This window comes from Janthinobacterium sp. 17J80-10, from assembly GCF_004114795.1.
GTDB lineage: Bacteria > Pseudomonadota > Gammaproteobacteria > Burkholderiales > Burkholderiaceae_D > Paucimonas.
Window position 1 is genome coordinate 1386255 of the sequence record NZ_CP035311.1, and the last position, 24713, is coordinate 1410967.

24 protein-coding genes are annotated in these 24713 nt (G+C 61.1%); 15 read left to right on the plus strand and 9 right to left on the minus strand.

From position 1 onward, the window contains the following. Positions 1–5: 5 nt before the first annotated feature. The 12 genes from pheA to cysM all read left to right on the plus strand — a co-directional run bounded on the left by pheA (position 6) and on the right by cysM (position 12733). Complete coding sequence (gene pheA, locus EKL02_RS06280; RefSeq protein WP_128901249.1) at positions 6–1076, plus strand: prephenate dehydratase; 1071 nt, start codon at positions 6–8, stop codon at positions 1074–1076. Positions 1077–1097: 21 nt separating this feature from the next. Continuing rightward, positions 1098–1994 carry a prephenate dehydrogenase/arogenate dehydrogenase family protein gene (locus EKL02_RS06285; RefSeq protein ID WP_128903406.1) on the plus strand — a complete coding sequence of 299 codons (897 nt, stop codon included), beginning with the start codon at positions 1098–1100 and terminating at the stop codon, positions 1992–1994. A gap of 5 nt (positions 1995–1999) precedes the next feature. Then, positions 2000–3325 (plus strand): 3-phosphoshikimate 1-carboxyvinyltransferase, encoded by a 1326-nt coding sequence (gene aroA / locus EKL02_RS06290; RefSeq protein WP_128901250.1) that lies wholly within the window; start codon positions 2000–2002, stop codon positions 3323–3325. A gap of 26 nt (positions 3326–3351) precedes the next feature. Continuing rightward, the gene (gene cmk / locus EKL02_RS06295) at positions 3352–4032 is read left to right on the plus strand and encodes a (d)CMP kinase (protein WP_128901251.1); all 681 of its coding nucleotides are present in this window, start codon (positions 3352–3354) and stop codon (positions 4030–4032) included. Between the two features lie 152 nt (positions 4033–4184). Continuing rightward, positions 4185–5861 carry a 30S ribosomal protein S1 gene (gene rpsA / locus EKL02_RS06300; protein WP_128901252.1) on the plus strand — a complete coding sequence of 559 codons (1677 nt, stop codon included), beginning with the start codon at positions 4185–4187 and terminating at the stop codon, positions 5859–5861. A gap of 23 nt (positions 5862–5884) precedes the next feature. Further along, positions 5885–6190, plus strand: a complete 306-nt coding sequence (locus EKL02_RS06305; protein ID WP_128901253.1) for an integration host factor subunit beta — start codon at positions 5885–5887, stop codon at positions 6188–6190. Positions 6191–6312: 122 nt separating this feature from the next. Continuing rightward, entirely contained in the window at positions 6313–6630 is a 318-nt protein-coding gene (locus EKL02_RS06310) for a LapA family protein (RefSeq protein ID WP_128901254.1), read from the plus strand. A 39-nt stretch (positions 6631–6669) separates the two neighbouring features. Next, complete coding sequence (gene lapB, locus EKL02_RS06315; RefSeq protein ID WP_128901255.1) at positions 6670–7845, plus strand: lipopolysaccharide assembly protein LapB; 1176 nt, start codon at positions 6670–6672, stop codon at positions 7843–7845. Between the two features lie 123 nt (positions 7846–7968). Then, positions 7969–8319, plus strand: coding sequence for a helix-hairpin-helix domain-containing protein (locus tag EKL02_RS06320; RefSeq protein ID WP_128901256.1), 351 nt, complete (start codon positions 7969–7971; stop codon positions 8317–8319). A 186-nt stretch (positions 8320–8505) separates the two neighbouring features. Next, positions 8506–9543, plus strand: a complete 1038-nt coding sequence (locus tag EKL02_RS06325; protein WP_128901257.1) for a glycosyltransferase family 4 protein — start codon at positions 8506–8508, stop codon at positions 9541–9543. A 12-nt stretch (positions 9544–9555) separates the two neighbouring features. After that, a complete protein-coding gene (locus EKL02_RS06330) occupies positions 9556–11745 on the plus strand; it encodes an amylo-alpha-1,6-glucosidase (RefSeq protein ID WP_128901258.1) in 2190 nt (729 codons plus the stop codon). Positions 11746–11830: 85 nt separating this feature from the next. After that, positions 11831–12733: a cysteine synthase CysM gene (gene cysM, locus EKL02_RS06335; RefSeq protein WP_128901259.1), complete on the plus strand. Its 903-nt coding sequence runs from the start codon at positions 11831–11833 to the stop codon at positions 12731–12733. Positions 12734–12766: 33 nt separating this feature from the next. Here the strand turns inward: cysM and EKL02_RS06340 are convergent, their stop codons facing one another. Then, positions 12767–13105: a hypothetical protein gene (locus EKL02_RS06340; protein WP_128901260.1), complete on the minus strand. Its 339-nt coding sequence runs from the start codon at positions 13103–13105 to the stop codon at positions 12767–12769. 421 nt (positions 13106–13526) lie between these two features. Continuing rightward, positions 13527–14087, minus strand: coding sequence for a DUF1415 domain-containing protein (locus EKL02_RS06345; RefSeq protein WP_128901261.1), 561 nt, complete (start codon positions 14085–14087; stop codon positions 13527–13529). A gap of 153 nt (positions 14088–14240) precedes the next feature. Here EKL02_RS06345 and EKL02_RS06350 point away from each other — a divergent pair, with 153 nt between their 5' ends. From EKL02_RS06350 to rnk, 3 genes are all read left to right on the plus strand, one after another. Next, complete coding sequence (locus tag EKL02_RS06350; RefSeq protein ID WP_128901262.1) at positions 14241–14786, plus strand: YaeQ family protein; 546 nt, start codon at positions 14241–14243, stop codon at positions 14784–14786. A gap of 109 nt (positions 14787–14895) precedes the next feature. Beyond that, positions 14896–16458, plus strand: coding sequence for a CHASE domain-containing protein (locus EKL02_RS06355; RefSeq protein WP_241687806.1), 1563 nt, complete (start codon positions 14896–14898; stop codon positions 16456–16458). Between the two features lie 130 nt (positions 16459–16588). Continuing rightward, entirely contained in the window at positions 16589–17002 is a 414-nt protein-coding gene (gene rnk, locus EKL02_RS06360) for a nucleoside diphosphate kinase regulator (protein WP_128901263.1), read from the plus strand. A 91-nt stretch (positions 17003–17093) separates the two neighbouring features. Here rnk and gdhA read toward each other — a convergent pair whose 3' ends face one another. The 7 genes from gdhA to EKL02_RS06395 all read right to left on the minus strand — a co-directional run bounded on the left by gdhA (position 17094) and on the right by EKL02_RS06395 (position 24701). Then, complete coding sequence (gdhA, locus tag EKL02_RS06365; protein WP_128901264.1) at positions 17094–18446, minus strand: NADP-specific glutamate dehydrogenase; 1353 nt, start codon at positions 18444–18446, stop codon at positions 17094–17096. A 206-nt stretch (positions 18447–18652) separates the two neighbouring features. Then, positions 18653–19018, minus strand: coding sequence for a monovalent cation/H(+) antiporter subunit G (mnhG, locus tag EKL02_RS06370; protein ID WP_128901265.1), 366 nt, complete (start codon positions 19016–19018; stop codon positions 18653–18655). Further along, positions 19015–19299: a K+/H+ antiporter subunit F gene (locus EKL02_RS06375; protein ID WP_128901266.1), complete on the minus strand. Its 285-nt coding sequence runs from the start codon at positions 19297–19299 to the stop codon at positions 19015–19017. The genes mnhG and EKL02_RS06375 overlap by 4 nt, the downstream gene beginning before the upstream one ends. Continuing rightward, entirely contained in the window at positions 19296–19781 is a 486-nt protein-coding gene (locus tag EKL02_RS06380) for a Na+/H+ antiporter subunit E (RefSeq protein WP_128901267.1), read from the minus strand. Before EKL02_RS06380 ends, EKL02_RS06375 begins: the two co-directional genes overlap by 4 nt. Further along, complete coding sequence (locus EKL02_RS06385; RefSeq protein ID WP_241687851.1) at positions 19778–21349, minus strand: monovalent cation/H+ antiporter subunit D; 1572 nt, start codon at positions 21347–21349, stop codon at positions 19778–19780. The genes EKL02_RS06380 and EKL02_RS06385 overlap by 4 nt, the downstream gene beginning before the upstream one ends. Before the next feature lie 62 nt (positions 21350–21411). Next, positions 21412–21756, minus strand: coding sequence for a Na+/H+ antiporter subunit C (locus tag EKL02_RS06390; protein WP_128901269.1), 345 nt, complete (start codon positions 21754–21756; stop codon positions 21412–21414). After that, the gene (locus EKL02_RS06395) at positions 21756–24701 is read right to left on the minus strand and encodes a monovalent cation/H+ antiporter subunit A (protein ID WP_128901270.1); all 2946 of its coding nucleotides are present in this window, start codon (positions 24699–24701) and stop codon (positions 21756–21758) included. The genes EKL02_RS06390 and EKL02_RS06395 overlap by 1 nt, the downstream gene beginning before the upstream one ends. Between the last annotated feature and the right edge of the window lie 12 nt (positions 24702–24713).

Here is a 24713-nt window from a genome sequence, read left to right on the forward strand (position 1 = left end):
AAATCATGGACAAGAAACTCAAACCCCTGCGCGAACAGATCGACGCCATCGACGCGCAAATCCTCGACTTGCTCAACCAGCGCGCCCGCGTTGCCGAGGCCGTCGGTCACGTCAAGGCGGAAACCAATGCTCCGGTATTCCGTCCGGAGCGCGAGGCGCAGGTGCTGCGCCGCGTCGCCGAGCGCAATCCGGGGCCGCTGGTCGGCAGTGACGTGCAAACCATCTTCCGTGAAATCATGTCGGCGTGCCGCGCCCTGGAGCGGCGCGTCAGCGTTGCTTACCTGGGGCCTGCCGGCACCTTCAGCGAGCAGGCCGTCTACCAGCAGTTCGGCCATGCAGTCGATGGCGAACCCTGCGTGTCGATTGACGAAGTGTTCCGGGCCACCGAGGCCGGCACTGCCGATTTTGGCCTGGTGCCGATCGAGAATTCGTCCGAAGGCACGATCAACCGCACCCTCGACCTGCTGCTGCAGACGTCGCTGTCGATCAGCGGCGAAATTTCCATTCCTGTCCATCACAGCCTGATGACCAGGGGCGGCACCATGGACGGCATCAAGCGCATCTGCGCCCATTCGCAGGCGCTGGCGCAGTGCCAGGCCTGGCTCAACCAGCATTACCCGCAGATCGAGCGCCAGGCGGTTGCTTCCAACGGCGAGGCCGCGCGCATGGCCAGCGATGATCCGACGGTTGCCGCCATAGCCGGCGAAATTGCCGGCGAAAAGTACAGCCTGGTGGTGGTGCATGCGCATATCCAGGACGACCCGCACAACCGCACCCGCTTTGCGGTGATCGGCAGGCTGCACACCACGCCAAGCGGGCGCGACCAGACCTCGCTGGTGCTGTCGGTGCCGAACCAGCCCGGCGCGGTGCACCGCATGCTCGCGCCGCTGGCCGAGCACGGCGTGTCGATGACGCGTTTTGAATCGCGCCCGGCCCGCACCGGCACCTGGGAATACTATTTTTATGTCGATATCGAAGGGCATCTGCAGGACAAGAAAGTGGCGGGCGCGCTCGATGAGCTGAAGCGCAACGCGGCTTTTTTCAAGGTGCTCGGTTCGTATCCGCTGGACCTGTAGTCTTTTTCATTGCAAACCGTGTTGAAAAAAATCGCAATCTTTGGCGTCGGCCTGATCGGCGGCTCATTCGCACTGGCCCTGAAGCAGGCGGGCGCCGTGCAGCAGGTGGTGGGCGTGGGCCGCACTGCCGCGACGCTGGAACGTGCCCGCGCGCTCGGCATCATCGACGTGGCCTGCACTTCGGTTGCCGAAGCCCTGGCTGGCGCCGAGCTGGTCCTGATCGCAGCACCGGTGGCGCAGACAGGCGCGATCCTGGCTGCGATCGCGCCGCACCTGCAGCCCGGCACGGTGGTGACGGACGCCGGCAGCACCAAGGGCGACGTGGTCGCGGCTGCGCGCGCGGCGCTGGGAGCGAAGGTTGCGCAGTTTGTCCCGGGGCACCCGATTGCCGGCGCGGAACTGAGCGGCCCGGATGCCGCGATGCCCCAGCTCTATCGCGGCAAGAAGGTGGTGCTGACCGCCTTGCCGGAAAACACCGAGGCCGATGTCGAGCGTGTCGCCGGCGCATGGCGCCATTGCGGAGCGCTGATCCATCGCCTGGGCGCCGAAGAGCACGACAGCGTATTTGCCGCAGTCAGCCACCTGCCGCATCTGCTGGCCTTTGGCCTGGTCGACGATATCGCCCGCAAGCCCCACGCAGAGCTGCTGTTTCAGTATGCCGCCAGCGGTTTTCGCGACTTCACCCGGATTTCCGGCTCGTCGCCGGAAATGTGGCGCGACATCAGCATGGCCAACCAGGCAGCGCTCCTGCGCGAACTGGACGAATACATGGCACAGCTGGCGCGTCTGCGCGGCCTTCTGGCCGAGGGCAATGCCGCCGGCCTGGAAGCCGTCTATGCCAACGCGCAGCAGGCGCGCCACGACTGGATCAAGACAATCGAGGCCGCCGAGCGGCCTGCCACTGAGGGTGGAGACTGACAGCCATGAAACACTATCCCAATCATCTCGACCTGCAGCCGGCGCTGCACGCCAGCGGCAGCGTACGCCTGCCGGGGTCCAAGAGCATTTCCAACCGCACGCTGCTGCTGGCGGCGCTGGCCAAGGGCAGCACGCGCATCCTTGATTTGCTGGCGTCCGACGATACGCACGTCATGCTGACGGCCCTGCAGAAGCTGGGCGTCAAATGGGAGCAGGAAGGCGACAGCAGCAACTACGTCGTGCACGGCGCCGGCGGCGCCTTTCCGCTGCACCAGGCCGACCTTTTCATGGGCAACGCCGGCACGGCGATCCGCCCGCTGACGGCGGCGCTGGCGGTCATGGGCGGCGACTATACCCTGCATGGCGTGGCGCGCATGCACGAGCGGCCCATCGGCGACCTCGTGGAAGCGCTGAACGGCGTGGGCGCGCAGATCGAATACACCGGCGTGGAAGGTTACCCGCCGCTGCGCATCCGCCGCGGCCACATCCATGCCCAGAACATGCGCGTGCGCGGCAATGTGTCGAGCCAGTTCCTGACCGCGCTGTTGATGGCGGCGCCCCTGATGGCGCATTCGCATGCGGTGACCATCGAAGTGGTTGGCGAGCTCATTTCCAAGCCTTATATCGAAATCACCCTGAACCTGATGCGCCGCTTCGGTGTCCACGTCGAGCGCCATGGCTGGCAGGCTTTTACGGTGCAGGCCGGACAGCATTACACCAGCCCGGGGTCGATCCATGTCGAGGGTGATGCGTCGTCGGCATCCTATTTCCTTGCGGCCGGCGCCATTGCAGGCGGGCCGGTGCGGGTCGAGGGCGTCGGGCGCGACAGCATCCAGGGCGATGTGCGCTTCGTCGAGGCGCTGCAGCAGATGGGCGTGACCGTCACCACGGGCGACAACTGGCTCGAGGCCCAGGGCGGCGGGCCCTTGCGCGCCATCGACGCCGATTTCAACCATATTCCGGATGCCGCCATGACGATTGCGGTCACCGCGCTGTATGCCGAGGGCACCAGCACGCTGCGCAACATCGGCAGCTGGCGCGTCAAGGAAACCGACCGCATTGCCGCCATGGCGACCGAGCTGCGCAAGCTCGGGGCAACGGTGGAAGAGGGCGCGGATTACCTGCGCATCACGCCGCCGCAAGAGCTGCAGGCGGCCGCCATCGATACCTACGATGACCACCGCATGGCGATGTGCTTCTCGCTGGCTTCGCTCGACGGCAGTGCGCGGCGCGGCGCGAAAATCCGCATCAATGACCCGAAATGCGTGGCCAAGACTTTCCCGGATTATTTCGACGCCTTTGCCCGCATTGCCCAGAACAAGCTGCTTTGACCCTTGCCTTCTGTTATCTTGCCAAGATGAACACTGCCCATATCCCCGTCATCACCATCGATGGCCCGACCGCTTCCGGCAAGGGCACGGTCTCGCACATCGTTGCCCAGAAGCTCGGCTTCCATTACCTCGACTCTGGCGCGCTATACCGCCTGACCGCGCTGTCGGCCTTGCGCAAGGGCGCGGATCCGGGCGATGAGCACGCATTGGCCAAGCTGGCGCGCGACCTGCACTGCTCGTTCAGCGGCGAGCATATTTTCCTGGGGCAGGAGGATGTGTCCGCAGCGATCCGAGCCGAGGAGGTTGGCAATACGGCATCGAAAATCGCGGCATTGCCTGCCGTCCGCCAGGCCTTGTACAGCCTGCAACTCGATTTCCGCAGGGCGCCTGGCCTCGTGGCCGACGGCCGTGACATGGGCTCGGTGATTTTCCCGCATGCACCGTTAAAGGTGTTCCTCACAGCAAGTGTCGAGGCGCGTGCGGAAAGGCGTTATAAGCAATTGATTGGCAAGGGTTTTCCTGCTAATATGGCAGACCTTCTAAAGGATTTGCAGGAGCGTGATGACCGCGATACCAATCGCAAGGTCGCGCCCTTGAAGCCCGCCGAAGGGGCATATGTTCTGGATACTTCCGCAATGACCGTCGATGAGGCGGTCGGGCAGGTGCTGGGATGGTATGCGGCCCTGAAGAAGCAGCACGCGGTCTGATGGCGTTGCTGTTGTAGTGTGTGGTGCCCGTGCAGGCGCAAGGTCTGTTCGGGATTTGATTAACTTAACCCGGTGTTCGTCGCATGTGTGACGGAATCGGCTAACCCTTTATTCTTATGTCTACTGTTGCTACCTCCCCTGAAGTTACTGGTATGGAAAGCTTTGCCGCCCTCTTTGAGGAATCGCTGACGCGCCAGGACATGCGCTCCGGTGAAGTGATTTCCGCCGAAGTCGTGCGTATCGACCACAATTTCGTGATCGTCAACGCCGGCCTGAAATCCGAAGCTTTCATCCCGCTCGAAGAATTCAAGAACGACAATGGCGAACTCGAAGTCGCCATTGGCGATTTCATCTCCGTTGCCATCGAATCCCTGGAAAATGGTTTCGGCGACACCATCCTGTCGCGCGACAAGGCCAAGCGCCTCGCATCGTGGCTCGCGCTTGAAAAAGCGATGGAGTCCGGCGAGATCGTCACCGGTACCGTCAATGGCAAGGTCAAGGGCGGCCTGACCGTTCTGACCAACGGCATCCGCGCCTTCCTGCCGGGTTCGCTGGTCGACACCCGTCCGGTCAAGGACACCTCCCCGTACGAAGGCAAGACCCTGGAATTCAAGGTCATCAAGCTGGATCGCAAGCGCAACAACGTTGTGCTGTCGCGCCGCGCAGTGGTCGAAGCCTCGATGGGCGAAGAGCGCGCCAAGCTGATGGAAACCCTGAAAGAAGGCACCATCGTCAACGGTATCGTCAAGAACATCACCGACTACGGCGCATTCGTGGATCTGGGCGGCATCGATGGCCTGCTGCACATCACCGACCTGGCATGGCGTCGCGTGCGTCATCCGTCGGAAGTGCTGACGGTTGGCCAGGAAATCACCGCCAAGGTCCTGAAGTTCGACCAGGAGAAGAACCGCGTTTCGCTGGGCGTCAAGCAGCTGGGCGACGATCCTTGGACCGGTCTGTCGCGTCGTTACCCGCAAGGCACCCGTCTGTTCGGCAAGGTCACCAACCTGACCGACTACGGCGCATTCGTGGAAGTCGAGCAAGGCATCGAAGGCCTGGTGCACGTCTCCGAAATGGACTGGACCAACAAGAACGTGGCCCCGAACAAGGTTGTCCAGCTGGGCGACGAAGTCGAAGTCATGGTCCTGGAAATCGACGAAGAGCGTCGCCGTATCTCCCTGGGCATGAAGCAGTGCAAGGCCAATCCTTGGGATGATTTCGCGATCAACCACAAGAAGGGCGACAAAGTCCGCGGCGCCATCAAGTCGATCACCGACTTCGGCGTGTTCATCGGCCTGTCGGGCAACATCGACGGCCTGGTGCACCTGTCCGACCTGTCCTGGACCGAAGCCGGCGAAGAAGCCGTGCGTCGTTTCAAGAAGGGCGACGAGCTGGAAGCCATCGTGCTGGCCATCGATGTCGAGCGCGAGCGTGTCTCCCTGGGCGTCAAGCAGCTCGAAGGCGACCCGTTCAACAACTACGCTGCAATGAACGACAAGGGTTCGATCGTCAACGGCACCGTCAAGTCGGTGGAGCCGAAGGGCGCCGTGATCCAGTTGTCCGATGAAGTCGAAGGCTACCTGCGCGCTTCCGAAATCTCCCGCGACCGCGTGGAAGATGCCGGCACGCACCTGAAAGTCGGCGATGCCGTCGAAGCCCTGGTCATCAACATCGACCGCAAGGCTCGCAGCATCCAGCTGTCGATCAAGGCCAAGGACAATGCAGAAACCCAGGAAGCCATGCAAAAGATGGCATCCGACTCGAGCGCCGCTTCCGGCACCACGAGCCTGGGCGCATTGTTGAAAGCCAAGCTCGACAACAAGCAATAAGCAAGCGAAGGGCGAGCCAATAAATGACAAAGTCGGAGCTGATTGCCCGCCTGGCCGAACGTTATCCGCAACTGGTCGCAAAGGATGCGGATTACACGGTCAAGACCATCCTCGATGCAATGACCGACGCTTTGGCGGGCGGTCAGCGCATCGAGATCCGCGGTTTCGGCAGCTTTGCCCTGAACAGCAGGCCGCCGCGCATCGGTCGCAACCCGAAGTCGGGCGACAAGGTGATGGTGCCCGAAAAGCGGGTGCCGCACTTCAAGCCGGGCAAGGAATTGCGCGAGCGTGTGGATGCGATGGTCGGCCAGCCGATCAAGGATGACTGAGTCCTGGCTCGCAAATATGAAAACGGCATCTTCGGATGCCGTTTTTTTTCGCGTACAATTTCAGCTGTCTTTGCAAAACATCAGGCATGGCAGCAGCGCATGCATCACGAAAGGGGTTCGCCATGAAGCTGGTTTCAAAAATAATCTGGGGCATACTGTTCATCATCGTCTTCATCGTGGCGCTGAAGAACATGGACAGGGAAGCGACGCTGGCGTTCTTTTCCGGTTATGAAGTGCATGGCCCGCTGCCGCTGGTGCTGCTGGCCTTTACCGTCATCGGTTTCGTGCTGGGCGTGCTGGCGATGACGCCGACCGTGTTCCGCCATCGCCGCGACCTGTCAAAGCAGCGCAAGGCCATCAAGACCATGCAACAGGAAGGCGAAGCCAAAGAGCTGGCGCGCTCGCAGCCGCCGTCACCCGATTCCATCGTCGGCGCCTGAGTGCCCCGTATCCGACCCACTACACAAGAATAAAACTCCATGGAATTTCAAATCTGGTGGCTGCTGAGCATGCCGGTCTTTTTCGGGCTGGGCTGGATCGCAGCGCGGGTGGATATCAGGCAACTGGTGTCGGAATCGCGCAGCCTGCCCAGGGGCTATTTCCGGGGCTTGAATTTTCTGCTCAACGACCAGCCCGACAAGGCCATCGATGCCTTCATCGAAATCGTCAAGCTCGACCCCGAGACTGCCGAGCTGCATTTCGCCCTGGGCAACCTGTTCCGCCGCCGTGGCGAAACCGAGCGCGCTATCCGCGTGCACCAGAACCTGCTGGCGCGGCCGGACCTGCCGCGCGAACAGCAGGCCCAGGCGCAGTACGAACTGGGACAGGATTACCTGAAAGCGGGCCTGCTGGATCGTGCCGAAGAAACCTTCAAGAGCCTGATCGATACCCAGTACGGCGCCCAGGCCCGTCGCGCGGTGCTGGAAATCTACCAGCGCGAAAAGGAGTGGCGCCGCGCCATCGAGGCGGCGAGCGCCCTGCAGGAATCGGGCGCCGGCTCGCGCCAGACGGAAATTGCGCAATTCTATTGCGAACTGGCGCAGGACGAACTGGTGCATACCCATCCCGATGCCGCCCTGGCCCTGCTGGAGCAGGCCCTGGCAACCGACCGCGCCAGCGTGCGCGCAGCCATCCTGTCCGGCGACGCCTATCTGGCCAAGGGCGATGTCGAGGCGGCATTGCTGGCCTGGCGCCGGGTCGAGCAGCAAAGCGTGCCGCACGTGGCATTGGTGGCGCAGCGCCTGATGGACGGCTACCGGCAGGTGGGCCGCCCGCAGGAAGGTCTCAACCTGCTCAAATCCTACCTGGCGCACGCGCCATCCATCGACCTGCTGGAAGTGGCGTTCAAGGCCGTGCAGGAACTGGATGGCGAAGCCGCGGCCACCCAGCTCATCAGCGATGAATTGCGCCGTACCCCGACCCTGCTGGGCCTGGACAAGTTGCTGGAGGCGCGGCTCAACAGCGTGCCGCCGGAAATGCGTAGTGAACTTACGCTGGTCAAGAACCTGGTGCACAGCTATACGCAAAAGCTGGCGCGCTACCAATGTGGCCATTGTGGCTTCAAGGCGCGCCAGTTCTACTGGCAATGCCCGGGCTGCAGCCAGTGGGAAACCTATCCACCCCGCCGTAGTGAAGAACTCAATGTCATGAATTGAATGACATAAATTTTCTACTCAGAATCAGTACTTAATCGCCATCAAGATTTGACGAAATAGCAATTTCCTTCCTGATTGTATTGTTAATATGGCAATCCCAATACAATCATCAGGAGCGAAAATATGTTCAAAAAAATCGTGCTGTGCCTTGGCATGCTGGGCAGCAGCCTCTGCTTTGCCCTGGTTCCCGTCGATGTCAACAAGGCCGATCAGGCCGCCCTTGACGGCGTTCGGGGCATCGGCCCGACAACTTCCAAGGCGATTCTCGATGAACGCAAGCGCGCAGGCCCCTTCAAGGATTGGGCTGACTTTGCGTCCCGCGTAAAAGGTATCGGCGAGAAGAAATCCACGAACCTCTCCCAGGCCGGCCTGACCGTGAATGGCCAGGCAAAAGCCGGTGCCTCCGGTGCTGCGCCGGTGAAAACGGCAATGGCAACGCCACCAGCCAATGCCAGGGTAGAGCCACGCAAATAAGGCATTTCCCAAAACGCGGCGCTCGCCGGGCGCAGGAAATGCCGCTCATCGCCGCTTCATCAACGTCCTGGAAAGCGTTCGGTTCCAGGACGTTTTGTTTTGTGAAGCCAACAGGTATGGCTTTTGCATCCACGTGTCTTCCAACCGCAAGAAATCATTGCTTTCGTTACGAGGAATCCTGCAGCCATGAAAATAGCGCAAGTTGCTCCCTTGTTTGAACGGGTACCGCCCAAAGCCTATGGTGGTACCGAACGCGTCATTTCTTACCTCACTGAAGAGCTGGTCCGGCAGGGGCATGACGTCACCCTGTTTGCCAGCGGCGATTCGGTGACGGCAGCAAGGCTGGTGCCGGTGATCGAGCAAAGCTTGCGGCTTGATCTGAATCGCCAGGAATGGTTGATGTATCACACGATGATGCTCGATGAGGTCGCGGCAATGGCAGACGAATTCGATGTCATCCATTTTCATACCGATTACCTGCATTTCCCCCTGACGAGAAGATTGCCTGTCCCCCATGTGACTACCTTGCATGGCCGGCTGGATTTGCCCGACCTGGTACCGTTGTACCGCCACTTTAACCAGGTGCCGCTGGTTTCCATTTCCCAGAGTCAGCGCGGTCCTTTGCCATGGGTAAACTGGATTGAGACGGTTTACCATGGTTTGCCGCCGGACCTCTATAACTTCCATGCAAAGCCGGGTGAATATTTTGCATTCGTCGGCAGGATTTCCCCGGAAAAAAGGGTCGACCGCGCCATCGAAATTGCCGTGCATTGCGGCGTGCCATTGAAGATTGCCGCCAAAATCGACCGTGCCGATCAAGCGTATTTCAAGGAGCACATCGAGAAACTGTTTCAGCATCCGCTGGTCGAGTACATAGGTGAGGTCGGCGAAGCAGATAAGCGCAGCCTGCTGGGGCAGGCACGCGCACTATTGTTTCCGATCGACTGGCCCGAACCATTCGGCCTGGTCTTGATCGAATCTTTCGCTTGCGGTACCCCTGTTGTTGCATATCGACATGGCTCCGTACCGGAAATCGTGGAAGAAGGCGTCACTGGCTTGCTGGTCAGCGATCAGGAACAGGCTTTGCTGGCGGCACAAAGGATTGGCGACCTGGATCGCGCGCTTTGCCGGCGCACATTTGAGCAACGTTTCACGGCGCAGCACATGGCGGATAACTACCTGAAGGTCTATCGCCAAGTCATCGATGCGCGTATGAATCAATAGCCGGAGTAAACCATGGCCCATAAAATTCAGCTCGACGAACAATGGTATATCCTGGCGACGTCGTCGCCGACGGATGAACGCAGGCGTGTGCTCAAGCACAACGATACCTTCGGCCTGTTTGACCGCTTCGGCGATATCCAGCCGATTGGCATGGGCGAGGAAGGCATCTATCACGGCGATACCCGTTTCCTCTCGCACCACGAACTGCTGATCGAAGGGGTGCGGCCGATGTTCCTCAATTCCTCGGTCAAGGATGACAGCAGCCTGCTGATTGTCGAGCTGATGAATCCGGATCTTCATCCCGAAGGCAAGGAACCCATCGCCAAGGGCTTGCTGCATATTTTTCGCGCCAAGATCCTGTGGGATGGCGCCTGCTACGAACATGTGCGGATCGTCAATTTCGGACTGGAGGAGATCAGCACCCGGGTCTGGATGGAATTCGGCGCCGATTTTGCCGATATTTTCCAGGTGCGCGGCTTCCAGCGCAGCGGACATGGCGAACTGCTGGCGCCGGAATCCGGCGGCGCCGAGCTCTTGCTTGGTTACAGCGGCCTCGACAAAGTGCAGCGAAATACCCGGGTCAATTTCGAGCCGCAACCGGACAAGCTGACGGGTAACCGTGCGGAATTCGCGGTGCGCCTGGCGCCGAAAGGCGAGGTGCATTTGTATGCGAGCATCCGCTGCGAACAAGGCAAGGCGCCCCTGGCGCGGCCCTCCCTGCCGAAATCCGAGGCCGATGCCTATCTGCAGGCATACAACCTCGCCAGCGAGTTCATCGGCAGCTGCCGCGGCGGGCGCTGCGGCATTACCACTTCCAACGCCCTGGTCAACCAGTGGCTCGACCGGTCCGCCTCCGACCTCGACATGCTGACCTCGACCATGGCGGAAGGCAGTTACCCGTATGCCGGCGTGCCATGGTATTCCACCACGTTCGGCCGCGACGGCATCCTGACGGCGCGCGAGTGCCTGTGGATCGACCCGCGGCAGGCCAAGGGGGTGCTGGCGTTTCTGGCGAAGACCCAGGCGAACGAAGTCGACCCGGAACGCGATGCCGAGCCGGGAAAGATCCTGCACGAGGCGCGCAAGGGCGAACTGGCCGCCCTCGACGAAGTGCCTTTCCGGCGCTATTACGGCACGGTGGATGCGACACCGCTGTTTGTCGGCCTGGCGGGCGCCTACTATGAGCGCACCGGCGATATCGACTTCATCCGCACCATCTGGCCCAACGTGCTGCGCGCGCTCGACTGGATCGACCATTACGGTGACGCCGACGGCGACGGTTTCGTCGAGTATGCGCGCAAGAGCGAAAAAGGCTTGCAGCAGCAGGGCTGGAAGGATTCGTTCGATTCGATCTTCCATCACGATGGCAGCTTCGCCGATGCGCCGATCGCCTTGTGCGAGGTCCAGGGCTATGTGTACGAAGCAAAGCTGCGCGCGGCCGAGCTGGCCGAGGTGCTGGGCGAATCGGAACTCGCGCTGGCGCTGCGGGAAGCTGCGCAGACGCTCAAGCAGCGCTTCAACGAAGCGTTCTGGTGCGAAGAGCTCGGCACGTATGCCATCGCGCTGGATGGCAAGAAACGCAAATGCGAGGTCGCCTCCTCCAATGCAGGCCACGCCCTGTGGAGCGGCATTGCGACCCCGGAGTATGCTGCGCGGGTGGCCGATCGCCTGCTGGGGGAGGATTTTTTCTGCGGCTGGGGCATCCGCACCATTTCCAGCGAAGAAAAGCGTTACAACCCGATGGCTTACCACAACGGCTCGGTATGGCCGCACGATAATGCCCTGATTGCCGAGGGCATGGCGCGCTATGGCCTGACCGACAAGGCCATGACCGTATTCACTGGCATGTTCGATGTCAGCCTGTTTGTTGACCAGCATCGCTTGCCGGAGTTGTTCTGCGGCTTTGAAAAACGCCCTGGGGAGGGGCCGACGCTGTACCCGGTGGCCTGTTCGCCGCAGGCATGGGCGGCGGCAACCGTGTATTACCTGTTGCAGGCTTGCCTGGGCCTGTCCTTCGATCCGGACAATGACCAGATCCGCTTCCGCCACCCGCGCCTGCCGCCTTTCCTGGAAACGGTGGAAATCACCGGCTTGTCGGTCAAGGGCGGCAGTGTCGACTTGCGCCTGCAACGCTATCCCAATAACGTCGGCATCAATGTCGTGCGCAAGCAAGGCCATGCGGAGGTGGTGGTCGTGGCATAAATACGGGTGTCCTGGAAACGGATTCGGCAGGGGAATGCTTCTGCCAGTAAAATAACCGTTTCTTCGAGCATTCATCAAAGCCCTTATGCCCTATCTGACGATTGAAGACACCATCGGCAATACGCCGCTGGTGCAGTTGAACCGCGGCCTGGCGGAAGCCCCGCGCCGCCGCAACAACATCATTCTGGCCAAACTGGAAGGTAACAATCCGGCTGGTTCCGTCAAGGACCGGCCGGCGCTGTCCATGATCAAGCATGCCGAACAGCGCGGCCAGATCAAGCCGGGCGACACGCTGATCGAAGCTACCAGCGGCAATACCGGTATCGCCCTGGCAATGGCAGCAGCCATGCGCGGCTACAAGATGGTGCTGCTGATGCCGGAAAACCTCAGCGAAGAACGGCGCCAGAGCATGGCTGCCTATGGCGCCAAGATTATCCTGACGCCGCGCACCGGCGGCATGGAATATGCCCGCGACCTGGCAGAGCAGATGCAAAAGGAAGGCAAGGGCATCATCCTTGACCAGTTCGCCAATCCTGACAATCCGCTGGCGCATTACGAAGGTACCGGTCCGGAAATCTGGCGCGATACCGAAGGGCGGGTGACGCATTTCGTCAGCGCCATGGGCACCACCGGCACCATCATGGGCGTGTCGCGCTATCTCCGGGAACAGAGCCCGGCGATCCGCATCATCGGTGCGCAACCGGAAGAAGGCTCGCAAATCCCGGGTATCCGCAAATGGCCCGAGGCCTATCTGCCAAAGATCTATGACAAGGGGCTGGTCGACCAGCTTGAATATGTCAGCCAGGCCGCAGCCGAGAAAATGGCGCGGCGCATGGCTGTCGAGGAAGGTATTTTCTGCGGCATCTCGGCTGCGGGCGCCTGCGAAGTGGCGTTGCGCGTTTCCGAAACCGTGGAGAATGCCACGATCGTCTTCATCGTCTGCGATCGCGGCGACCGTTACCTGTCCACCGGCGTATTTCCCGCCTAGCGAACAAGTCGGGCAAGCTGGCCGACTGCTGGCTTATTCGCCAGCTTCGGCCAGTTCGTTGCCGTCTTTTGGCTTGAATTGCTTGTCGCTGATGCGGAACTTGTCGCGGCGGTCGCCCATCAACAAGCGCAATTCCTTGATGGAGAGGTCGCTGACTTCATGCATGCGGATCAGCAGCGAAGCGCCTACCGGCAGGCGGCGATGGCGGATCTTGCTGATCACGGGGGGCGCCACTTCCAGCGCGCGGGAGAGGGCAGCATCGTTTTTCAGGCGCAGCTTTTCGATCAGGGAATCGAGCAGGTGGTTCGGATCGTAGGCCGGCAGGTCAGCCAGGCGATTGCTGCCAGCGGAGGTATCGAGTTCGGTATTCATGGTGGCGTCACTTCCAAATTGCAGGTTAATGTAAAAGTTGTTTATTTTCTGTTTTCTGGAAATGACAATAGTGTAAGACTATTTTGTTAAAAATATTGCAATTTTTAACAAATGCCTGTGGCTATTCAGAACATTTCCAAACAGAATCTTGTTTGATGACAACATAGTGATTAAATCTATTTTTGCAATGGATTTATTGCAAATTAATTGCATTTCTACCTTCAATTCCCGGGCAAGCCATCGCCGTTTTCTGTACTGACCCCGGTTTTCCGTTATGCCGCCAACAGATTGCAATAGTTCAACACATTGTAGCGAGCGCTTTTATTGTCATTTTGAGGGGACGCAAGCGTGTAACAGACGAGGTTTTGTTTGCCTCATGAAGCATGCATCCCGGAAGGGCCGAGCCGGCTTGTGTACTGCCTTATTGATCTTTCTTGAGCGCGTTCCAGCCGGCGAGGCCCAGGCGTCGCATCGTTTCCATGTTCTTTTCAAAAATGTCGGCTGCGTCGGGAAACGCTGCGACCGCGGCATCGAGACTGGATTCGCGCAACAGGTGCAGGGTGGGGTAGGGTGAACGGTTGGTATAGTTTTCGATTGCATCGGCAGCAGCATCGGCGAACTGGTAGTCCGGGTGAAAACTGGCAATCTGCAGCTCGCCTTCCAGGCCAAGATCGGCAAGGATGTCATCGGCGCGGCCAAGGAATGCGTTGTAGTCGAAAAAATCGGCCAGTACTCCCGGGTGGATCAGCAGCGTAGTATCGATTTCATCCGCCGCGGCGGCTTGCAGCAGCTGGAGTTCGCGCGCCAGTTCCGCCGCCAGTTCATCGGTTGTCGTGGCTGCGCTGGCGACGTACCGGATCAATCCCTTGACTTGTACTGACTTGGCGAAGGGGCACAGGTTCAGGCCGATGACGGCCTTGTCTACCCAGGCGCGGGTTGCAGCAATGGCTTGTTCCGCGCTTGGCAGAGGGAGTGTGGACATGGCGTGTATTCCAGAATAAGGGCGATGCGGGATGGATGGTGCAGGGATTGTATCAAGCCTGTAGGCGATCCTGGCAGCATGCGTTATGCTTGCACGCCGCCGTGACAGCGCGGCAATTCGCCGCAGTTTTTGAACTTGATTGAAAGGGCAGGCATGGCGCTCAAGGCCACCATTTTTAAAGTCGACTTGCAGGTTGCAGACATGGATCGTCACTATTACGGCGACCATGCCCTGACGATTGCGCGTCATCCTTCGGAAACTGATGAGCGGATGATGGTGCGCGTGCTGGCGTTCGCCCGCCATGCCGATCCGGCGCTGGTCTTCGGCAAGGGCTTGAGCAGTGACGATGAACCCGACTTGTGGCAAAAGGATCTGACCGGCGCCATCGATTTATGGATCGAGGTTGGACTTCCCGATGAAAAGCGTCTGCTCAAGGCCAGCGGACGGGCAAATCAGGTCATCGTCTACAGCTACGGCAGTTCTGCTGCAATCTGGTGGAAGCAAATAGCCGGAAAAATCGAGAGGGCAAAAAATGTTGCCGTTTATCACGTGCCTATAGAGGCAAGCCTTGCTTTGGCCAAAATGACGCAGCGTACGATGCAGGTGCAATGTACGGTACAGGATGGGCAAATGTGGCTGACCGGCACGGAAGAGGCGGTTTTGGTCGATATAACGCACTGGAAGGACGCTCGACGTTAAATGCAGCATCCGTTTTTTCAGGTACGCTTTATTTTTGCTGCCGGGTGCGGTAATCCTGGAATGTTGTCGTGGATTGCCGGCGCTGAAAAAACGTCATGGAGGACGCGCTTTGCCAGACAAGTTGCGGCGCCAGAGAATCCGGCAGATCATGAAGGCCAAGCATATCCTGCCTGTCGTTATGCTGGTCTTGGCCCTGTTGATCACGTTCCTGTTGGTACGCGATGCACGCCGGGTATCTGAAAAGTATCTGCAGGATGAATTCGCTTTCCGTGTACAGGAGATAAACGAAGCGATTTACCGACGCATGCAACTGTATGAACAGGTGCTGCGGGGCACGCAGGGATTGTTTGCGGCATCCGGGGCAGTCTCCCGCGAAGAATTTCGCAGCTATATCGATACTTTGGATTTGCAAAGAAATTATCCCGGCATTGAAGGCATCGGATTTTCGCTGGTCGTCTCACCGGCAGCCAAGCCAGGTCATATTCAGGAAATGCGCAGGAGCGGTTTTCCGCAATACGTCATCAAGCCTGCGGGCGAGCGCGACCTGTATACATCGATCCTCTATCTGGAACCCTTTTCCGGCCGTAATTTGCATGCGTTCGGTTTCGATATGTATTCGGAGGCGCGCCGCCGCGAAGCAATGGAAAAATCCCGGGACAGCAACCAGGCCGTCATGTCGAAAAAGACCCGGCTGGTCCAGGAAGTCGAGGTCAATGTCCAGGTGGGATTCCTGATGTATCTGCCGGTGTATCGCTCGGGCTCGCCCCATGAAACAGTGGAGCAGCGACGCGAGAACCTGATTGGCTGGGTGTATGCGCCGTTTCGCATGAACGATCTCATGCGCGGCATGGAAGGGGTGCGCACCGGCGAACTGGATGTCGAAATTTATGATGGCGGCAAGCTGGACGATGCCGGGTTGATGTATGACTCGAACCAGGTGGTCAGCGCCATCCGGCATCCGGGCAGGTTCACGCAGGTGGAGCCATTGCAATTTGCCAGCCACCAATGGCTGGTCGCAATCACCTCCCTGGCGCTATATGAACGGCAGGCAGATGATGGCAGGGCGGGACTGCTGCTGCGCGGCGGCATCAGCATCAGCCTGCTGCTGTCCATGCTGGCCTGGGTTTTTTTGGACGACAAGGCGCGGGCCTTGCAAGCCGCCGATCAGGCGATGCAACTGGCCCTTTACGATGCCCTGACCGGTCTGCCCAATCGCAAGCTGCTGTCGGAGCGCCTGGCACTGGCGCTGTCGAAGGCCAAGCGCGATCACGGCAAGGTTGCGCTGTTGTTCATTGACCTGGACAAGTTCAAGCCGGTCAATGACGAGTACGGCCATGCGATCGGCGATTTGCTGCTGAAGGACGTGGGCAGGCGCCTGCAGCATTGCATGCGCGAGTCCGACACGGTGGGGCGCATCGGCGGCGACGAATTTGTCGCCATGCTGGGGACGGTCGAGGGCAGGGAGGGTGCCTGCAAGGCTGCCGATAAAATCCTGCGTGAATTGACCCGCCCGTTCGAGGTCGTCGGACATCGGCTGGAAATCGGCGGCAGCATCGGCGTTGCCCTGTATCCGGAACATGGCGAGGAGCCGAACGCCTTGCTGAAAAGTGCTGACATGGCCATGTATGAAGCCAAGAACAGCGGACGCGGTACGGTGCGGTTTGCTTCCTGACAAGGCTTTTCCTGCCTGATCCGGCGGGCGCTTGCGCCCCGGCCACTTCTGGCCTACTATCAGTCTTTTGAAGGCCCGATCATCCGCTGCGTGCGGATTTTTTATTTTTGGAAATGTGATGGAAATAATCATGGAAAAATCCTTGCCGCCAATCACCGTCTCCAGCCTGGATCTGGAGCGCATCGAGGAATTGCTGGAAATGGCGTCGTTCAGGAGGCTGCCCGGCATCGATGCGCTCCAGGGCGAACTGGATCGCGCCGCGGTGGTGGACCCGGAAGAAGTGCCGCCGGATCTGGTGACCATGAATTCGACCGTGGTGGTGCTTGACGAAGACTTGAACAGTCAAAGCGAATTGACCCTGGTGTACCCGAATTCGGCGCAGCAAGCCAATCCGGTATCGGTGCTGGCGCCGGTCGGCAGCGCCTTGCTTGGCTTGTCGGTCGGCCAGTCGATTGCGTGGCCAGTGCCCAGCGGGCGCGAATTGCACCTGCGCGTCCTGAGTGTCAAGAACCAGCCTGAGGCCAGCGGCCTGTACTACCGCTGATCGCTCCTCGCCGCACCCCATGCGTGGTGCGAAAAAAACCCGCAGGCCGTTTCCGGCTGCGGGTTTTTGTTTGCCTGTGACGGCCGGGTCGTTACACCACGCCCTGGTCGATCATGGCATCGGCGACCTTGCGGAAGCCGGCGATGTTCGCACCCAGGACCAGGTTGCCAGGCTGGCCGAATTCCCTGGCGGTTTCGCTGGCGCTCAGGAAAATGTTTTTCATGATCCGGTGCAGCCGGCTATCGACTTCTTCAAAGGTCCATTGCTGCATGCTGGCGTTTTGTGCCATTTCCAGCTGGCTGGTTGCCACGCCGCCGGCGTTGGCAGCCTTGCCCGGGCCATAGAGAATGCCGGCAGCCAGGAACTTGTCGACAGCGCCCTGGGTGGACGGCATGTTGGCGCCTTCCGAAATGAGGGTGCAGCCATTCTTCAGCAGGGTGGCGGCGTCTTCCTCGTTGAGTTCGTTTTGCGTCGCGCTCGGGAAGGCTGCATCACAGGGGACTGACCATACCGCATTGCGCCCGGCCGGGTAATCGGCCACCGGGGTGTACTTGGCGTCGGCATGGTACTTGACGTATTCGGCCAGCGATGCGCCCTGGACTTCCTTGAGCTGCTTCAGGGTTTCCAGGTTGATGCCGGCGGCGTGGTGGATCATGCCGCGCGAATCACTGACGGTGACCGGCCTGGCGCCGACTTCCTGCAGCTTTTCCACGGTATAGATGGCGACGTTGCCGGAGCCCGATACCGTGCAGATTTTGCCTTCGAGCGACTGGCTGCGCTCGGCCAGCATGTTTTGTGCAAAATACACCGAGCCGTAGCCGGTGGCTTCCTTGCGCGCCAGCGAACCGCCCCAGGCGACCTTTTTGCCGGTGAAGACGCCTTCGTAGCGGCCGGTCAGGCGCTTGTACTGGCCGAACATATAGCCGATTTCGCGCGCGCCCACGCCGATGTCGCCGGCTGGCACATCGATGGTCGGGCCAAGGTAGCGGTACAGCTCGTTCATGAAGGACTGGCAGAAGCGCATGATTTCATTGTCCGACTTGCCCTTGGGGTCAAAGTCGCTGCCGCCCTTGCCGCCGCCGATGGCCAGGCCGGTCAGCGAATTCTTGAAGATCTGCTCGAAGCCGAGGAACTTGATGATACCGCCGTAGACGCTCGGGTGAAAGCGTATGCCGCCTTTGTAGGGGCCAAGGGCGGAGTTGAATTCGATGCGGTAGCCCTTGTTGACCTGGACCTCGCCCTTGTCGTCAACCCATGCCACGCGAAAGAGGATCTGGCGCTCCGGTTCGACGATGCGGTCGATGATGTTGTGCTTCCTGTATTTCGCATCCTTGTCGAGCAGGGGGCGCAAGGACATCAGGACTTCTTCGACCGCCTGGTAGTACTCAAGCTGGCCGGGGCCGCTGCGCTTCAATTTTTCGATGGTCTGGGCGACGTAAGGCAAGGTAATTCTCCTGAAACGAAAAGGGGCAAATGCCGGCTTCCCAATGCGGCCGGGCCGGCAATCATGGTTCTGAAGGTGTGTTTAGACTGGAATTTCACTGCATGAAATGCGCATGAGCGAAAAAATCAAGGCTGAATTCTACGCCAACTTAGTGCATGTCTGCATTGTTTTGGTGAATTGACAATAATTCGCACCAAAATGGCGATCTATTCGGGCGGTTGCGAGGATTTGTTGCCTTTTTGTGGTGCATTTTCGTCAGGCAGGTCGCGATTGCGGTAGAGCGAGGCCTGCATGAGCAGGATGGTCGAAATGGGCGAGGTCGTGATCATCAACAGGGCGATCAGTATCTCCTGCAACGCCAGGCGTTCGCCGTGGGCCGCGGCCGCCAGCAGGGAAGCCGCCAGCACGCATCCCAGTCCAAGAGAGTTGCCCAGTGTCGGCGCATGCATGCGCGAGTGGAAGTCAGGCAGCCGCAGCAAGCCGCTTGATCCGGTCAGGGCCAGCGCGCTGCCGGTCACCAGCAGCAGCGCAATCGGCAGCGCGGCCCAGAGTGGCAGTTCGGCGCCGCTCATGGCTCGATCACCTCGCCGCGCAGGAGAAATTTCGCCAGCGCCGTGGTGCCGACGAAGCCGAACAGGGCAATCAGCAGGGCGATGTCGAAATAGACGCGCGTGCCGAGCCGGATGCCGAGGGTGAGCATCACCAGCATCGCATTGACGTAAAGGGTGTCGAGCGCGAGCACGCGGTCTTGCGCCGCGGGGCCGCGCAACAGCCGCACGGCGGCGCAGCACATGGCCAGCGCAAAGCCGGTCAGGGCGATCGAGCTTGCCCAGTAGAGCAACAGTTGGCTCATTCGAATATCTCCATCAGGGGGCGTTCGTAATGCAGCTTGATCGTATCGATCCAGGTCTGCTCGTCCTGCAAGTCCAGCACATGCAGGGTCAGCGTAGCGCCGTCCGGCGAAAGTCCCGCCCATACTGTGCCCGGCGTGGCGGTGACAATGCATGCCAGCGCCGCCAGTCCGTGCGGGTCGCGCAGGTCGAGCGGAATATCCATGAAGCCGGCGCTGGATCTGCTGCGCCTGTTGCCGAGGATGATGCGGGCGACCGCCAGGTTGGAGCGCCCGATGTCCTTGATGACGGTCCATAGCAGCCGGGCGATTGCCAGGGGCTGGCGCACCTGCGCGCGCATCGGCCGCATCGATGCGGTAAGCAGGGGTATGCCGATGGCCAGCATGAGTCCCAGCAGGGCGTGTCCCGGGGAAACGCTGTCATTCAGCAGCAGCCACAGGGCAAGCAGAAAGGCTGCCAGGCGTATTTCGGCAGGAAATTTCATGGTTGTCCTCCGGAGGCCGCTGTGCCGTTTGCCGATGCCGGCAATACTGCGCTGATGTAAGCCTGCGGCAAATAGAGCGACTCGCCGGTGGCCTGCAGGTAGCGTACGGCAGGTTCGGCCATCAGCGACAATACGCCTGCCAGCAATATCAGTGCTGCCACAGGCCCGGCTTCGATCAGGCGCAGGCGCGGCTTGCTGCGCTCGCCGGTCCCCCAGAACAGGCGGCTGCCCATCCGCGACAGCGCGATGATGCCCGCCAGTCCCGATGCCAGCACCGCCGCCAGCAGCACCCAGGCCTGCTGTTGTTGCGGGCTAGCCGGCGCCGCGTCGAGCGCTGCAGACAGCATCCAGAATTTGGCGACGAATCCCGACAGCGGCGGCATGCCCGTGACCAGCAATGCGCAGGAAGCGAAGCTGAAGCCCAGAAAGGCCATCGCTGCGGGTATGGCGATGCCGACGACGTCATCGGGACGGTCCGAATATACCGGGTCGTCGATACCGAACGATTCCATTGTGATGGCCAGCATGTTGGCGCCGTACGACTGGCTGCGTTCGATCATCTCGCACAGCATGAAGAAAGCGCCAGTGGCAAGCACCGAGCTGACCAGGTAGAACAGTGTCGATCCCGCCATCGCAGGCCCGCCGATGCCGAAGCCCGCCAGCAGGGTGCCGGCGGAAACGATGACGCAATAGGCCGTGAGGCGTTGCGGCTTTTGTTCGGTCAGCATGGCCGCCGAGCCAAACAGCAGTGTTACCATGCCGATCCAGAACAGCCAGTCGCCATTGAATGGTGCCGGCCCGCCATCGGCTGAAAACAGCGTCGTCAGCCGCAGCAGGGAATACACGCCGACCTTGGTCATGATCGAAAAAATCGCGGCCACCGGCGCGGCTGCCGAGCCGTAGGCATTGGCAAGCCAGAAGTTCAGCGGCCAGACGCCGGCCTTGAGGAGAAAGGCCGTGCCGAGAATGGCGCAGCCGGCATCCAGCAGGGTGCGTTCGTCACGGGCGAGAGCGGGCAGCCGCACCGCCAGGTCCGCCATGTTGAGCGTGCCGGCGGCGCCGTAGATCAGCGCCACGCCGACCAGAAAAACCAGCGAGCCGGCCAGGTTGACGGCGATGTAGTGCATGCCTGCACGCACCCGCAGGATGCCGGAGCCGTGCAGCACAAGGCCGTAGGAGGCGGCCAGCAAAACCTCGAAAAATACGAACAGGTTGAACAGGTCGCCCGTCAGGAAGGCGCCATTGAGCCCCATGACCAGGAACTGGAACAGGGGATGGAAATGCGCGCCCATGCGCTCCCAGCGCGCCAGGGAATACACCACGGATGCCAGCGCCAGCAGGGAACTCACGGTCAGCATGACTGCGGCCAGGCGGTCGGCGACCAGCACGATGCCGAATGGCGCGCGCCATGCGCCCAGCGAGTAGACGGCAATGCCGTCGGGCCACCAGGCCGGCATGCCGCCATTCGCCATCGCCAAAAGGGCAATGGCGATGCCGACCTGCAGCGACGTCGCCGACAAGGCCAGTGCCACGCGTGTGCGGCGCCAGTTGTCACGCAACAGCAGCATGGCTGCGCCTGCCAGTAGGGGCAGCAGGATCGGCAGGATCGGCAGTTGCAGGATCAGGTCGCTCACTGGTCCGGTTCCTCGCCGTCGACATGGTCGGTGCCGGTCAGGCCGCGCGCGCCCAGGAGCACCACCAGGAACAGTGCGGTGGTGGCGAAGCTGATCACGATGGCGGTCAGTACCAGCGCCTGCGGCACCGGGTCGGCATAACGCGCCGGGTCCGATGGGTGCGCGGGATCGATGATCGGCGCGCCGCCCACCGTCAGGCGTCCCATCGCAAAAATGAACAGATTGACGGCATATGACAGCAGCGACAGGCCCATGATCAACTGGAAAGTGCGCGGTCGCAATACCAGCCACACGCCCGAGCCTGCGAGGACGCCGACGGCCAGTGCATAGATGATTTCCATCATTCCTCCTTTGTTGTGGCGGCGGGCGGCAGGTTGGCGAAGGGCTGCAGGGTCATGCCTGCCAGCCTGGCCGCCGCCGGCAGGCGCTGGCGCCGGCGCAGCGACTGGTGCGCCAGCGCCACGAGAATCAGGGCGGCGGCGCCGATCACGAGGAGGTAGACGCCGAGGTCGAACAACAGCACGGTAGACAGGTGCAGCTCGCCGATCAAGGGAATTTGCGGGTGCCAGGCCATGGATGCCAGGAAGGGTCGGGTCGCCAGCCATGCCGACAGGCCGGCAGCGACGGCGCACAGCAAGCCCCAGCCAATCCAGTACTGCGGCCGCAGGCGCGCGCGCGATTCCGCCCAGAGCGTGCCGCTGCCAAGGTATTGCAGGATCATGGCGGTCGCCATGACCAGGCCGCCGACGAAACCGCCGCCCGGAGAATCATGGCCGCGCAACAGATAAAACAGCGAAATCATGCCCGCCACCGGCAGCAACAGTCGCATCAGCAGCGCCGGCAGCATCATGACGCCGTCTGGCAATGCCGCGCGCGGATCGGTGGGCGCAGGGCGCTCGCCTTCGCGCTGCTGGCGCGGCAAGGCAATGCTTTCTTCGGCCGGCCGGAAACGCCGCAGCAACGCGTATACCGTCAGGGCAACGATGCCCAGCACGGTGATTTCTCCCATCGTGTCAAAGCCGCGAAAATCGACCAGGATCACGTTGATGACATTGGCGCCGCCGCCCAGCGGCACCGAATTTTCGACGAAGAAAGAGGCAATGCCATGGCCAGGTTGCTGCCGCAGCACCGCATAGGTGAGGAGCGCAAGCCCCAGTCCCGCGGCGCAGGCCGTCAACAGGTCGCGCAGACGGCGCGCGCGGGTGCGCAGGTCGATTTCGTCTGATTGCCCATCGTCGGCTTGCTTGCGCCGCGGTAGCCAGCGTAGACCGAGCAAAAGCAATACCACCGTCACGACTTCGACCGCCAGTTGCGTCAATGCCAGGTCGGGGGCGGAAAACCACGCAAAGGTGAGGCTGGTGGCGAGGCCGGCGCCACCGACCATGATCAGTGCGGCAAGGCGGTGGTATTTCGCCTGGGTGGCGGCGCCGACGGCGCAGGCGGCCCCGATCAGCCAGACCAGCGCGAAAGCCGGATCGATGCCTGTCAGCCTCAGATTGGCTGCTGGCAAGCCATCCTGGCGCAACGCAAACAGGGCCGAGCCGCCTGTCGCCAGCAGCAGCAACAGCAATTGCACCTGGAGTCGCACGGTGGACAGGGTCCTGGTCAGTCCGCCGGCGAAGCTGGTACACCGGTCGAGCAGGGATTCGAAGATGCGCTTGCCATCCAGTTGATAGCCCGGTACGACGGCAGCGGCCAGGCGCCGCAGGCGCAGCCGCAAGCCCAGGTAAAGCGCAATGCCGCCCGCCATGGCCAGCAGGCTCATGGCCAGGGGCAGGTTGAACCCATGCCAGACTGCCAGGCTATGGGGCGGCATGTCCGGGCCCAGGACCGAGGCCGCAGCGGTATCCAGGAAAGGGCCGATGGTTTGTGCGGGGAAAATGCCGACGACCAGGCAGGTCAGCACCAGCAGTGCGCTGGGCAGCAGCATCCAGCGTGGCGCCTCGTGCGGAACGCGCGGCAAATCCTGTGCCGGTGGTCCGAAAAAAACTTGCAGGATGAAGCGCAGCGAATACGCGACGCTGAACATCGAGGCGATGACGGCGATGACCGGCAAGCCGATGCGCGCAGCCATGTTGCCGCTGACGAAGACCGTTTCGGTAAAAAACATTTCTTTCGAAATGAACCCGTTCAGCAGGGGCACGCCCGCCATGGCCGCAGCGGCTACCACGGCCAGAAGCGCCGTGATGGGCATGACGTCGCGCAGGCCGGATAGCCGTGTCAGGTTGCGCGTGCCGGTCTCATGGTCGACGATGCCCGCTGCCATGAAAAGCGATGCCTTGAATGTGGCATGGTTGGCGATATGGAAAATGGCCGCCAGCAGGGCCAGCGGGCTGTTCAAGCCCAGCAGCAGGGTGATCAGACCCAGGTGGCTGATCGTCGAGTACGCCAGCACGCCTTTCATGTCTTTCTGGAACATCGCCGCGTAGGCGCCCAGCACCAGCGAGCACAGGCCGGCGCCGCCGATCAGCCAGAACCAGGCTTCGGTGCCGGACAATACCGGCCAAAGCCGCACCAGCAGAAAGACGCCTGTCTTGACCATGGTGGCGGAGTGCAAATAGGCCGATACCGGCGTCGGCGCCGCCATGGCATGCGGCAGCCAGAAATGAAAAGGCACCTGGGCGCTCTTGGTCAGCGCGCCCAGGCCCACCAGCAGCAGCACCGCCATGTACCAGGGATGGTCGCGCAGGAGGTCGCCCGATGCCAGCACCGTATCCAGGTCATAGCTGCCGACGATGCGGCCGATCAGCAGGACGCCTGCCAGCAGGCACAAGCCGCCGCCGGCGGTGACTGTCAGGGCCATGCGGGCGCCGCGCCGCGCATCGACACGGTGGTGCCAGTATCCAATGAGCAGGAAGGAAGCAAGGCTGGTCAATTCCCAAAACAGCACCAGCTGGATCAGGTTGCCTGACAAGACGACGCCCAGCATGGCGCCCATGAATGCCAGGAGAAATGAAAAGAAGCGCGGCACCGGGTCTTGCGGCGACATGTAGTACCGCGCATACAGCACCACCAGCGCGCCCATGGCACTGACCAGCATGGCGAACAGCCAGGCGTAGCCATCCATGCGCAAGGTGAATTCCAGCCCCAGCGCGGGCGCCCAGTTGAATGTGGCGCGCAGCACGCCGCCGTCGGCAATTGCCGGGTAGAGGCTACCGATGACCGTGCAGCAGCCGAGCGCCACGGCACCGGCCAGCCATGCTTCGGCATTGCGCGAATGGCGTGGCATTGCTCCCGCCAGCAGGCAGCCGATGAGCGGAAGCAGGAGGATCCAGGCGAGCGACATGAGTGGGGCAAT